The sequence below is a fragment of the Pseudomonas fragariae (ex Marin et al. 2024) genome (genome assembly GCF_059621105.1).
In genome coordinates this window covers 2,038,556-2,050,974 of record NZ_CM184369.1, presented here as the reverse complement: position 1 = coordinate 2,050,974, position 12,419 = coordinate 2,038,556, and the positions used below count along the sequence as shown (strand labels likewise).

General features: G+C 60.3%; 10 protein-coding genes and 1 pseudogene. 5 read left to right on the top strand and 6 right to left on the bottom strand.

The window, feature by feature from the left end:
• Positions 1–526: 526 nt before the first annotated feature.
• Entirely contained in the window at positions 527–1,045 is a 519-nt protein-coding gene (locus AC54XV_RS09205) for a GNAT family N-acetyltransferase (RefSeq protein ID WP_060405886.1), read from the top strand.
• A 25-nt stretch (positions 1,046–1,070) separates the two neighbouring features.
• Here the strand turns inward: AC54XV_RS09205 and AC54XV_RS09200 are convergent, their stop codons facing one another.
• Positions 1,071–1,793, bottom strand: a complete 723-nt coding sequence (locus tag AC54XV_RS09200; protein ID WP_024641999.1) for a haloacid dehalogenase type II — start codon at positions 1,791–1,793, stop codon at positions 1,071–1,073.
• Positions 1,794–1,948: 155 nt separating this feature from the next.
• Between AC54XV_RS09200 and AC54XV_RS09195 the strand changes: the two genes are divergently transcribed.
• From AC54XV_RS09195 to AC54XV_RS09185, 3 genes and pseudogenes are all read left to right on the top strand, one after another.
• Complete coding sequence (locus AC54XV_RS09195) at positions 1,949–2,944, top strand: aldo/keto reductase (protein ID WP_004413987.1); 996 nt, start codon at positions 1,949–1,951, stop codon at positions 2,942–2,944.
• 267 nt (positions 2,945–3,211) lie between these two features.
• Positions 3,212–3,721: pseudogene (locus AC54XV_RS09190) on the top strand (MCP four helix bundle domain-containing protein); the annotation flags it as partial.
• Between the two features lie 72 nt (positions 3,722–3,793).
• Positions 3,794–4,852 (top strand): methyl-accepting chemotaxis protein, encoded by a 1,059-nt coding sequence (locus AC54XV_RS09185; protein ID WP_431191816.1) that lies wholly within the window; start codon positions 3,794–3,796, stop codon positions 4,850–4,852.
• Between the two features lie 73 nt (positions 4,853–4,925).
• Here AC54XV_RS09185 and AC54XV_RS09180 read toward each other — a convergent pair whose 3' ends face one another.
• The 5 genes from AC54XV_RS09180 to AC54XV_RS09160 form a co-directional block, all read right to left on the bottom strand.
• Positions 4,926–6,125, bottom strand: coding sequence for an MFS transporter (locus AC54XV_RS09180; protein ID WP_024660452.1), 1,200 nt, complete (start codon positions 6,123–6,125; stop codon positions 4,926–4,928).
• A 329-nt stretch (positions 6,126–6,454) separates the two neighbouring features.
• Entirely contained in the window at positions 6,455–7,747 is a 1,293-nt protein-coding gene (locus AC54XV_RS09175; RefSeq protein WP_011267237.1) for a PQQ-dependent sugar dehydrogenase, read from the bottom strand.
• Positions 7,744–8,172, bottom strand: coding sequence for a DUF2231 domain-containing protein (locus tag AC54XV_RS09170; RefSeq protein WP_003404410.1), 429 nt, complete (start codon positions 8,170–8,172; stop codon positions 7,744–7,746). The genes AC54XV_RS09175 and AC54XV_RS09170 overlap by 4 nt, the downstream gene beginning before the upstream one ends.
• Positions 8,173–8,318: 146 nt before the next feature.
• A complete protein-coding gene (locus AC54XV_RS09165) occupies positions 8,319–8,462 on the bottom strand; it encodes a DUF2256 domain-containing protein (RefSeq protein ID WP_003404413.1) in 144 nt (47 codons plus the stop codon).
• Positions 8,459–10,018, bottom strand: coding sequence for a cryptochrome/photolyase family protein (locus AC54XV_RS09160; RefSeq protein ID WP_496718407.1), 1,560 nt, complete (start codon positions 10,016–10,018; stop codon positions 8,459–8,461). Before AC54XV_RS09160 ends, AC54XV_RS09165 begins: the two co-directional genes overlap by 4 nt.
• Positions 10,019–10,251: 233 nt before the next feature.
• On the opposite strand from AC54XV_RS09160, the gene AC54XV_RS09155 reads away from it, so the two are divergent.
• Positions 10,252–12,405: a TonB-dependent siderophore receptor gene (locus AC54XV_RS09155; RefSeq protein WP_148193606.1), complete on the top strand. Its 2,154-nt coding sequence runs from the start codon at positions 10,252–10,254 to the stop codon at positions 12,403–12,405.
• Positions 12,406–12,419 lie beyond the last annotated feature (14 nt).

Sequence of the window (12,419 nt, the reverse complement as noted above, 5' to 3'; positions counted from 1 at the left end):
ATCGAGACTCAGGGAGAAGGTGCGGCGCGGGCTCTCGGGCTCATGTCATGACCTGACATGCAAGCACTCGGGGGGATCGCAGAGGGATGACAGACGAACGCGGCACGGCGCGACTCGCCTACAGAAAGGGGGGTGGCTGGCTCGTTGACGAGACTGATCGCTCTGCCCTTGGAACTGACGTTTGCATACCGCGTGACCAATTGAAACCTCATCTTCCGTTCGAGGGTCAACGACGGGGAACGGCCTGCGCCGGGGTGTCAGCGCCAGGGTGGACCCGATCGGCTGTGACTGCGGAGTCTGTGAACCCGTGACAGTCATTGGCGCTGGGTTTTTGGCCCTGAGCGCCGGGGATAATAACCACGATTTTTGGCGGTGAGGCAAACAAAAAGTTACAAACCGCGAAAGTGTCCGTCAAACGGCACTGCTGTCGCGGCGGGAGATCTGTTTCAAATATCAGCATCGGGCGACGACTTTTCCCGGCACGCAATGCAATACTCGAAACCTGACTCACACGAGCCCGGCCTCCATGACCCTCACCTACCGACGACTGACTCCGGCCGATGCGCCTGCCTATCGCGCAATGATGCTCGAGGCCTATGACCGTCATCCAGACGCCTTTACCTCTGACGTGACGGAGCGCGAAGTGCTGCCTTTGGCGTGGTGGGAGAAAAGGCTCGATGACAGCGCTGGCGCAACCGAAGTGGTGTTTGCAGCCGTTGAAGACGGTCACCTGCTGGGCGTCGCCGGCCTCTGCGTCGAAACCCGAAAGAAGGCACGTCACAAATCGACCCTGTTCGGCATGTACGTGCCACTGGCGCACAGGAACAGGGGCATCGGCGCTCGATTGGTGCGCAACGTGCTCGACCATGCCGGAACCCGCGCCGAGCTTCTGGTCGTGCAGCTCACTGTCACGCAGGGCAACGCCGAAGCAGTCGGACTGTACGAGCGCATGGGCTTCGTGACCTTTGGCCTCGAACCCCTTGCAGTTGCTGTAGGCACCGGGTTCGTCGCCAAGGTGCATATGTGGAAAGACTTGCGCGGGTGACCGGCGCACCTGGATAACGGGCGCTTCAGCAATCGAGCGCGTCAGCCGCTTCGGTCAGGGAATCGACGATCACGTCCCAGTCCTGTTCGGCGCTCAGGTCAGACGTCTGGCCTGGCCCGTGCTCGGCGGGACGTCGGACGAAAACGGTCTTGAAGCCATTCGCACGAGCGGCAGTCAGGTCGGCGTTATGCGCAGCCACCATGGCGACGCAATGCGGTTCCAGGCCTACTGCTTTTGCAGACTTCAGGTAGGTCTGGGGCATCGGTTTGTAAGTGCCGGCGATCTCCGCACCGACGATAACGTCCCAGGGCAGTCCGCCGAATTTCGCCAGGTTGAGCATTCCGGCGATGTGTCCGTTCGATAGCGTACCGATCGAGAACCTGCGCTTTAATCGGCTCAGGCCTGCGACCGAGTCAGGCCATGGATCGAGCCGCTCCCAGGCCTTGTTGAGCTCGACGAGCTCGGCGTCGGGGATGCTGCCGAAATCCACCTCGTGGCGCGCCAGCACTGTTTCGAGACTCTCCCGGTTGAGCACCTCGAGTGTCACGTACGGGCGCTCACCCGCACGCACGCGCTGCATGGAAGGCTGATAAAGACCCCGCCACTGATCGGCAAAATCAAGGGGATCGACGTCCACGCCATGCCGCTGCAGAAATGGCGCAGCGGCCCGCGCCACGCCGTTTCGCCAGTCGACAACGGTGCCGAATACATCGAAACCGAGAAACCCTATCTGTTCCAGCCTGGCCATATTGCTCTCCCGAATCGTGCACAGTCGCTTATAGTTCTACAGATCTAGAACTATAGAACCAATCGCGTCAAAGCGAGTTGTTCCGGGCAGACGTTGCCCAACTGTAGACGCGAAACGGCTCGGCGGCTGCTCAATCAACGATAGACGGAGGATTCATGGACTACGTAAAGCTTGGCAACACAGGACTGGATATTTCCAGACTGTGCCTGGGATGCATGACATTCGGCGAGCCCGATGCCGGAACGCATCCCTGGACACTGGGCGAAGAAGCAAGCAGACCGATCATCAAACACGCCGTCGAGCAAGGCATCAATTTTTTTGACACGGCCAACAGCTACTCGGCAGGTACTTCGGAAACCATCGTCGGTAAATTGCTCAAAGAGTTCACACGTCGCGACGAGACCGTGATCGCAACGAAGGTGTTCTTTCCGGCAAACATGTGGGAAGGCTCGACCCGCCCCAACGAAAAGGGGCTCTCGCGCAAGGCCATCATGTCCAGTATCGACGCGAGCCTGACCCGGCTCGGCACTGACTATGTCGACCTGTACCAGATCCATCGCTGGGACTATGACACGCCCATCGAAGAAACCATGGAAGCCCTGCACGATGTGGTCAAGGCCGGCAAGGCCAGGTACATCGGCGCGTCTTCCATGTACGCATGGCAGTTCGCCAAGGCCCAGCAGGTCGCGACCGCGCATGGCTGGAGCAGGTTCGTCTCGATGCAGAACTACCTGAACCTGGTCTATCGCGAAGAAGAGCGCGAGATGATCCCGCTGTGTATCGATCAGGGGGTCGGCCTGATGCCGTGGAGCCCGATGGCACGCGGCAGGCTGACCAGGCCCCATGGTCAGCAGACCGAGCGGACCAGAACCGACGTTTCCGGCCAGTCGTTTTACGAGGCGACGGAAAAGGAAGACGGTCGCGTGATCGATGCCGTGGAACAGCTGGCCGCAGAGCGCGGGGTGCCGATGGCGCAAATCGCACTGGCCTGGGTATTGGCCAAGCGCGGTGTATCCGCGCCCATCGTCGGCGCCTCCAAGGCCACGCAACTGGACGATGCCATCGCAGCGCTGCAACTGGTGCTCAGTGATGAGGACATCAAACGTCTCGAGGCTCCGTACGTGCCCCATGCAGTGACCGGTTTCGTCTGACCGACGCAGCAAAACCCCCGTAACCGGCGAACGGCATGAGCCTCGCCGGTTACCCGCTGCACACAGCGACGACGAGCGCCGGTAAAGATCGCACCGTACGCTTTCGTAACTGTCATACAGTTCTGAAATAACACCTGTCTATGTCACCGTGCGCAAATATCTATTGGGCAGCGAGTCGACTGGGCGGTATTGTCAGGCCATTCCGAATAAAGGCTCTTCGCCATTATTTCATTCGACTTCTTCTCTTGCCTCGCTCGGGTTCATTTCATGAAAAATCAGGTTTCTCTGGCTACGCGCATCGGCTTGGGATTCGCCGCTGTCGTCTCGCTGCTCATCTTGATCACAGCCGTTGGCATTCAGCGGGTCGGGTTCATCGACACCACCCTGGAAGACGTAGGCGAAAATGCCGCCAAGGTGCAGCGCTATGCGATCAACTTCCGGGGCAGCGTGCATAACCGTGCGATCGCTCTGCGCGACGCCGTGCTGGTCAACAACGACCAGGACATGGCGCTGCATCTGGCAGAGATGACTCGTCTTGAAAAGGACTATGTCGACTCGGCCGTACCGATGGAGCAGTTGTTCACCAAGCCCAACGTCAGTGCCGAAGAACGCCAGTTGCTGCGTGGCATCAAGGAAATCGAACAGCAAACGCTCAGCTCTACCAAGAGCGTGATTGCCTTGCGCCGTGCCGGAGACATCGCCGGTGCGCAGGCCCTGTTGCTGAGCCAGACCTCCGGTAACTACAGTGAATGGCTGAAGCGCATCAACGCGCTCATTGACCATGAGGAAGCCTCGATCAGGGTCCAGCTGGATAATGTGCAGGCGACCGCCAGCCAGTTCCGCGGCCTGATGCTGCTGGCCACTGCGTTCGCTGTGCTGCTGAGCATCGTGCTGTCGGCGTTCATCATCCGCTTCGTGAAAAAGACCCTTGGCGCGGAGCCGGTCGACGTTGCCGAGGCCATTCGCCGACTGGCGGCGGGCGATCTGCAGCAAACCATCACCACGGCGTATCCCGACAGCGTCATGGGCGTGCTGAGAACAGCGCTGAGCCGTCTTTCGGAAACCATCACCGACGTACGAATGGCCGCTCAGGAGGTCAGCCAGTCCTCTAGCGTGCTGTCGGCGGCCTCCTCCGCCAACAATGCGCAGATCATGGTGCAGACCCGTGAAGCCGAACAGGTGGCCACCGCCATCAGCGAGATGGCCGCGACGGTCAGTGAAGTCTCGGGCTATGCCGCACAGGCCGCGGATGCCGCGCGCCTGGCTGACAGTGAGGTGGCGAGCGGCAACAGCCTCGTTGAAGGTACGACCACTGCCATCGAACAACTGGCGGCCACGCTGACTGAAACGACCAGCACCGTGGAGCAGGTCTCACGGCATGGCGAGGAGATCGAAAAGGTGATCGAGGTGATCAACTCGATTGCCTCACAAACCAACCTGCTGGCCCTCAACGCGGCCATTGAAGCCGCCCGCGCGGGCGAGCATGGCAGAGGTTTTGCGGTGGTCGCCGATGAGGTTCGTTCGCTGGCCAATCGCACCCAGCTGTCGACCCAGGAGATTCAGAACATGATCAGCACGCTGCAGGGCGGTACGGAAACTGCGGCACAGAACATGCGCGACAGCTGTGAACTGGTCAATCGTGCCGTGGAACAGACACGCAATGCCCAAAGCGCCTTGTCGAGAATCAATCAGGAAGTGAGTGCGATCAATCACATGAACGCGCAGATCGCCAGCGCGTCGGTTCAACAGAGCGCGGTGGCAGAAGACGTTGCGATAAACATCACCAGCATCCACGACTCGACACTCAAATCTGCCAATGGATCGCAGCAAGTGGCGACCGCCAGTGAGGAACTGGCGCAGCTCGCGGATCGCCTGACCCGCAAGGTCGCATTTTTCAAGGCAGGCTGAGGGTGTGACGAAGGTGTGATGAGGTATCGCGGCGATGGATTCAGCGTCGCCGCGGTCTCTCATTATTGGCAGATCAGTCGGTGCAACTGACCGGCTTTGAGTTGCGCATCGCCAGCATCACGGTGAGCATGGACAGCGCAGCACATACCGCACCGATCACGATGGCAGCGGTAAAGCCGGCCCGACCGGACACCACACCGCCAATGAACGCCCCGCCGCCAATCGACAGATTCACCACACAGACCAGCAACGCCTGAACGCCTTCGACCCGATCATTGGAGGCCTCGAAGCACCAGATCTGCGTGGTGATGGGGATCATCCCGAACGCGAACCCCCAGACCAGAATCACCGGCCAGAGCAGCCACGGGTTACCGACGAACATCAACAGCGCGGTCAGCGAACCCAGCATCAGCAGGGTCATGATCAGCACCGAGGACGGTGCGCTCCTGGCCGCCAGAGCTCCACCGGCCAGATTACCTGCAACCGCCGCCAGGCCGAAGGCAAAGAGCAATGCGCCCAGGGCCTGACCCTGAATATGCGCGAATTCCTGCACGAAGGGCGCGAGGTAAGTGTAAGCCGCGAAGTGCCCCACATAGATCAACAGTGCGGCAGCGAACATGCGACGAATGCGCTGCTCGCCAGCCAGCGACAACATCTGGCTGATGCCGGCAGAGCGCTCGCCCGGCAACGCAGGCAGGAAGGTTGCAATCAACACCCCCACGGCAACCGTGACCACTGCCGCTGTTTCAAACGCAGCACGCCAGCCAAAGGCTTCACCGATCAACGTGCCGGCCGGAATCCCCGCGACAGTGCCGATCGAGACGCCCGCCAGCACATACGCGGTGGCCTTGACGCCCTCCTTGCCGGGCCTCAAACGCGGCCCGAGTGACCCGGCAATCGTCCAGAATCCCCCCAGCGCGAAGCCGAGCAGGACCCTGCCCGCCAAAGTCAGCCAGAAGTGCGTGGACAACGCGACGATCAGGTTGGAGGCCAGCAATATCGACAGCAGCCCGAGCAGCAGGCGCTTGCGGTCGACATGACTGAACAGGGCAATACAGGACGGCGCCGAGATGGCCGCAAGGATGCCGGGGACGGCCATCATCAAGCCTGTCTGGCTGATGCTGGTTCCCAGGTCGCGAGCGATATCGGGCAGCAGCCCGACCGGCAGAAATTCAGTGGTGACGGTGGCGAACGACCCAAGCGATACGCTGCCAACGGCCCACCATGAAGCGGGTTTTGTTCGTACGTTTCCAGCGGTTTCAAAGCGACTCACAGCGGTTCCAGAATTCAGGGATGTCAGCGACCGGCCGCTCAGGCCAGCGCATGGAAGCGGCCAACCCTAACGTGTAAGCGCGCATCGAAGCCACCTTGCGAAAGAATTTTGTGTGGATGACGCGAGGTAGGTCCCGCGAAGACGGGCCATCAGGGTGATGCTCCGGGTCGAGGTGGCATCGGTGACGCGGAGCGTCACGAACGGCATTCCCACGCGGCGCATGGGAACGATCAATCACCGGCTATCGTGCCGACGCTCTGGGTCAAGAACGGCGTTCCCAAGCAGAGCTTGGGAACGATTACTCAACAACGACCTCAGGCCATCGTGACCTACTTGTTGCGGGTCACTCTCCAGACGGTGTTTGCCAGGTCGTCAGCGATGATGAGTGCGCCTTTCGGATCAACCGTCACGCCCACTGGCCGGCCGCGAGTCTTGCCGTCAGCTCCGCGGAAACCGGTTGCGAAGTCCACAGGCTCGCCCGCAGGACGCCCATTGCTGAACGGCACGAAGATCACCTTGTAGCCCACCGGGTTATCGCGGTTCCAACTGCCGTGCTCGCCAACGAACACGCCGTCGGCAAACTTGTCGCCCATGGCCGGGATCGAGAACGACACGCCCAGTGCGGCGACGTGCGAACCAAGGCTGTAATCAGGCTTGATCGCCGCAGCGACTTTGGCCGGATTCTGCGGCTGGGCACGCGTGTCGACATTCTGGCCCCAATAGCTGTAAGGCCAGCCGTAAAACGCGCCCTCCTTCACCGAGGTCAGGTAGTCCGGAACCAGATCAGGCCCGAGTTCGTCACGCTCGTTGACCACTGTCCACAGTTGCCCGGTGCCCGGCTGAATCGCCAGTGCCGTCGGGTTGCGCAGACCGGTCGCATAAGGTTTGTGGGCACCGGTGGCGGCGTCGATCTGCCAGACCATCGCCCGATCGATCTCGACCTCCATGCCGCGCTCGGTCACGTTACTGTTCGAGCCGATGCCCACGTACAGGAAACGGCCATCAGGGCTGACGGTCAGCGACTTGGTCCAGTGGTGGTTGATCGCTGCAGGCAAGTCGGTGACCTTGGTCGGTTCACCGCTGGCCTTGGTCTGACCTTCCTGATAATCGAAGCTGACCAGCGCATCCTGGTTGGCCACGTACAGCTTGCCGTTCGCGAAGGCCAGGCCATAAGGCGCATTCAGGTTCTCGGCAAACACCGTTTTCAGCTCGTATTTGCCGTCGCCATCCGCGTCCCGCAATAGCGTCAGGCGATTACCGCTTTTGACCTTGGTGTTGCCCTGGGCCTTGATGACGCTGGCAATCACGTCCTTGGGCTTGAGCTTGGCAGCGCTGCCGCCGCGCCCTTCGGCAACGATGATGTCGCCGTTGGGCAAAACGATGGACTGACGTGGAATATTCAGGTCGCTGGCAATTGCCGTGATGCTGAAACCCTCAGGCACGGCAGGCTTCTGATCGCCCCATGCGGTGGGTTCTGCAATCTTCATGCTCGGCAACAGGCCGCGTTGCGGGTCAGGCAGCTTCGGGTCCGGTCCGCGCGCCTGAGTGCTGTCGGCTTCACCACCGCAGGCGCTCAGCAGCAGCGCCATGCTCAATGCAGTCAATGCGTGGATATTTCTCATTCTGCACCTCCGGAACGCAGGCTGGTAAGCCCGGTCCACGTCGCAACGCAGGCCAGAACGGTGACGATGACCGACAGGATCAAGCCCGACGGCATGACCGCCCAAGCGTCTTTCGCATGCTCGAAGGCATTGACCAGACCCAGCACCCAGGTGACCAGCAACAACAGGAAGTACACCACGGGACGACCAGCCTTGTGATCGGCGCGAACCAGATTGACCAACGCGAACAGCAACGCCAGCCCGCAGAACAACAGGCCTCCGGCAATCAGCCAGGCGGCAAAGTTGCTCCACTGAACCTGAAAGGTCTGGTAATAGGCAATATCACTCAGCAAGCCGCCGAGAAACAAAGGCACGGTTCCGGCAAGCAAGGTCGCATGTAGCGGGCCTGGCGTGTAGCGGTAGACGGGATAGGTGGTTACGGTCATGACGGCTCCTTTTCGTTCGGCGACCCTGGATCAACACTCAGTGCGGATGCGCTGGCAGGTCGGGGTCGCGCTGAATGCGCATAAGGAAGGATCATGCTGAGCAAGCGATAGTTCAGCGCTTTTCATTTCGAAATATTTTGAAAACGCTACTGGCTTGCCGTGCGCTTGTTTCGCCGGCAACGCTCAGAGCAATAAAGCACCTCATCCCAGCAGCGCGCCCACTTCTTGCGCCAAGTGAACGGCAGCCCGCAGACCACACAGGTTTTGACTGGCAGCTCGGCTTTTTTCAAAGCGCCTCTCCGGCATCGAGCCTGGCCAGCAGATGCTCGCCACGCGCCCACAGCGCCTGCTGTTTGGGCTCAGCCATGCGATCAAGGTTTTTATAGATAATCGCCATGCGCTGATTGCGACGCAACAGGTCGCCATGGCGCATCAGGAAATGCCAGTACAGCGCATTGAACGGACAGGCATCCTCAGTGGTGCTTTCAGTGACCTTGTACGCACAGCCGCGGCAATAGTCAGACATGCGCTTGATGTACTGGCCGCTGGCGCAATAGGGTTTGGAGCCCAGATAGCCGCCATCGGCATGCATGACCATGCCCAGCGTATTGGGCAGCTCGACCCAGTCGAAGGCATCCATGTAGATCGCCAGGTACCACTCGCAGATCTGCTCCGGCACTATCCCGGCAAGCAGGGCAAAGTTGCCGGTGACCATCAGGCGCTGAATGTGGTGGGCGTAGGCATGCTTCAGGCTCTGGCCGATGGCCTGACTCATGCAGTTCATCTGCGTTTCGCCGGTCCAGTAAAACTCGGGCAGCGGCCGGCTGTTACCGAACAGATTGCCGCTCGCGTAATCGGGCATTTTCAGCCAATAGACGCCACGCACATACTCCCGCCAGCCGATCAGTTGGCGAATGAAACCTTCGGCGGCATTCAGCCCCACCCTGCCCGCCCAGTACGCGGACTCAACGTCACTGCACACCTGGCGTAAATCCAGCAGGCCGATGTTCAACGCAGCACTGATGCGCGCATGAAACAGAAAAGGCTCATCAGTGGCCATCGCGTCCTGATAATCGCCGAAACCGGCCAGGCCGTAATCCAGAAAGTACTCCCACAGCGCCTGGGCATCGGCATGCGTAACCGGATAGTCGAAATTATCCAGCAAGCCGTAATGGCTGGCAAAGCGCTCACCCACCAGCTTTAGTACCTGGCGGGTGATAGCGTCCGGGGAAAAGCGCATTGGGTAAGGCGCTGCCACGCCCTTGGGCAGTGCCTTGCGGTTCTCGGCATCAAAGTTCCAGGCACCACCGACCGGCGTACCGTCGCCGTTCAACAGCAGCCTGCTTTTGCGGCGCATCTCCCTATAGAAGAACTCCATGCGCAACTGCTTCTTGCCGTGCGCCCACGACGAGAACTCGTCGCGGGAACAAAGAAAGCGCGTATCGGCGTGCCACTGGATGGGCAACCCGCAGTCCTTGATCGACTGTTCCAGACGCCAGTCGCCGCACTCGGTGATGTGCAACTCTTCTGCTCGCAACAGGGCCTGCCAGCGCTGTAACTCACCCGGCACCGACCCGGTGTTCTGCGGATCATCGAGCATGACGTACTGCACCCGAACACCACGCTCACGCAGCGCCTCGGCAAAATGACGCATGGCACTGAAGATCAGCACGATCTTCTGCGGATGATGCGGCACATGACTCGCCTCTTCCATGACCTCGACCATCAGGACCGTGTCGCGCTCGGGGATCAGCCCCGCCAAGGATGCGAGATCGAAGGAAAGCTGATCGCCGAGGATCAGGTGGAGACGAGGGGCTTGGGTCAATGGAAGAGGCTCCGCAGCCATAAAAACTTGTACCAATGTAATTTCATGTACAAGATTTTCATAGCGCTTTTCGATGGGGTACCTATCAGACACCCAGAACGACGGCCCCCCGGCCTCAGCGTTGAATGTGAAAATTTTGTTAACTATTTGTTCGCAGTGTCTTTTTCTGTGCGAAACAACCTGTCACACTAATGCGAACCATTATCAACATTATTATCATCCTGCCATGGAGGGCATCAGGGAGTGTCGGGTTCATGTCGGGGCAACAATCGCAAAGCCGTAATCGTTTCACACCGGGTCTGCTGGCCATGGGCATCTGGGCTGCCACTACACAGGCAGCCCTTGGCGCTGAAGAACAGCCCGCCACGACCATGGAGCTGGGCGCCACGCAGATCAGCAGTGATCAACTTGGCTCCACAACCGAGGGCAGTCAGTCCTACACCACCGGCCCGATGCAGACCGCGACCAAGTTGCCGCTGACCATTCGTGAAACGCCGCAGGCCGTGACGGTCGTCACCCGCCAACGCATGGACGATCAGGCCATGACCAGCATCAATGACGTGGTCAGGTATACGCCGGGACTGTTTTTGGACCAGTCCAGCGGGCCGGGCCGGCAAACCTACACGTCGCGCGGTTTCGACATCGACAACATCATGTACGACGGCCTGCCCGCCTCCTACTCGGGCTACACGGCAGGCGTTCAACCCAATCTGGCCATGTTCGATCATGTCGAGGTGATCAGGGGCGCGACTGGCCTGGCGACAGGGTCTGGCAATCCTTCGGCAGCGATCAATATGGTGCGCAAACGCCCTACCGCCGTGCCACAGGTCACCCTCACCGGCACGGTCGGGAGCTGGGACGATTACCGTGGCGTCTTCGATGCGTCCGGCCCACTGAACGACAGCCGCACGGTTCGCGGCCGCATAGTCGGCTCCTACCAGGATGCCAACAGCTTCCGCGACAAGGAAAAGAGCGATCACGGCGTGTTCTACGGGGTGGTCGAAGCCGATCTGAGCGACGCGACGACCGCCACCCTGGGCCTCTCTCGTCAGGAAGACCAGACCAACTACTTCTGGGGCGGCCTGCCTCTGGGTGTCGATGGTCACCACCTGAACCTGCCGCGCTCCACCTATTCCGGCTCGGATTGGGAAAACAAGAAAATCCGGATAGACACCGTGTTCGGTGAGCTGGAGCACCGTTTCGACAACGACTGGAAACTGCGCGTAGCAGGCTCGAGCTCGTCGCTGGACGGCCTGTTTTCGGGGACCTACCTGTCTCGCTACAACGGTCCGCTGGAAACCACGGCCTACCAGTCGAGGCCGGAAGAGCAGCAGAGCGCCTTCGATGTCTACGCCAGTGGGCCGGTCGAAGCCTTCGGCCGCACTCATGAAGTGGTGGTCGGCACCAGCCGGCGCGTGTACGACCAGACCAGCAAGGAGTACAGCCCCTACGACACCGGTCTGCCCATTGCCGCGCCAAAGCCGGACTTCGTTCGCAATGGCAAGACGCACAGCATCGCCACCCAGGACGCGGTCTATCTCACCACACGCCTGAGCCTGGCCGATCCGCTGACCCTGATCCTCGGCGGCCGTCTGGACTGGTACGACTACGATGACCGCGTCGGCGATGAAGACTACAAAGTCACCCGTAACCTGACGCGCTACGCAGGGCTGATCTATAAGCTGGATGAACACCACTCGCTGTACACCAGCTACACCGACGTCTTTCAGCCGCAGAGCGCACAGGACCTGTCCGGCAAGGTGCTCAAGCCGGTGGTCGGCGAAAACTATGAAGTCGGTATCAAGGGTGAATACTTCAACGGCGCCCTCAACACCTCCCTGGCGGTGTTCCAGATCGACCAGAAAAACCTCAAGACCCAGTCACCGACTCAGGCAGGCTGCGCGGTCCTGACCTGTTACGACGCTGCAGGCCTGGTACGCAGTCAGGGCATCGAGATGGAGCTGCAAGGCGCGTTGACCGAGAACTGGCAAGTCGGCGCCGGCTACACCTACGCCCGCACCCACTACCTCAAGGACGCGGATCCGGCAAATAAGAACCAGCAATTCAACACCGACACACCCGAGCATCTGTTCAAGGCATCGACGGTCTATCGCCTGCAGGGTGCACTGGAGAAAATGCGCGTCGGCGGCAACGTCTACTGGCAAAGCCGCATGTACAACGACATCGCGCTCACCGATGGCAGCTATCGCCTGGAACAGGGCAGCTACGCCGTCGCCGACCTGATGGCGGGGTATCAGGTGAGCAAGAACCTCGACCTGCAACTGAACGCCAACAACATATTCGACCGCACCTACTACACGGCGATTGGCGCCAGCTCGGTCTGGGGCTCCACCGACGTCTACGGCAACCCGCGCAGTTATGCGTTGACGGCCAAGTACAGCTTCTGAACCTGAGCCACGCT

What these genes read in the sequence shown, in the direction of transcription:
- AC54XV_RS09205 (WP_060405886.1), top strand. Translation starts at nt 527, where the DNA reads ATGACCCTCACCTACCGACGACTGACTCCGGCCGATGCGCCTGCCTAT.
- AC54XV_RS09200 (WP_024641999.1), bottom strand. Translation starts at nt 1,793, where the DNA reads ATGGCCAGGCTGGAACAGATAGGGTTTCTCGGTTTCGATGTATTCGGC.
- AC54XV_RS09195 (WP_004413987.1), top strand. Translation starts at nt 1,949, where the DNA reads ATGGACTACGTAAAGCTTGGCAACACAGGACTGGATATTTCCAGACTG.
- AC54XV_RS09185 (WP_431191816.1), top strand. Translation starts at nt 3,794, where the DNA reads ATGCTGCTGGCCACTGCGTTCGCTGTGCTGCTGAGCATCGTGCTGTCG.
- AC54XV_RS09175 (WP_011267237.1), bottom strand. Translation starts at nt 7,747, where the DNA reads ATGAGAAATATCCACGCATTGACTGCATTGAGCATGGCGCTGCTGCTG.
- AC54XV_RS09170 (WP_003404410.1), bottom strand. Translation starts at nt 8,172, where the DNA reads ATGACCGTAACCACCTATCCCGTCTACCGCTACACGCCAGGCCCGCTA.
- AC54XV_RS09160 (WP_496718407.1), bottom strand. Translation starts at nt 10,018, where the DNA reads ATGGCTGCGGAGCCTCTTCCATTGACCCAAGCCCCTCGTCTCCACCTG.
- AC54XV_RS09155 (WP_148193606.1), top strand. Translation starts at nt 10,252, where the DNA reads ATGTCGGGGCAACAATCGCAAAGCCGTAATCGTTTCACACCGGGTCTG.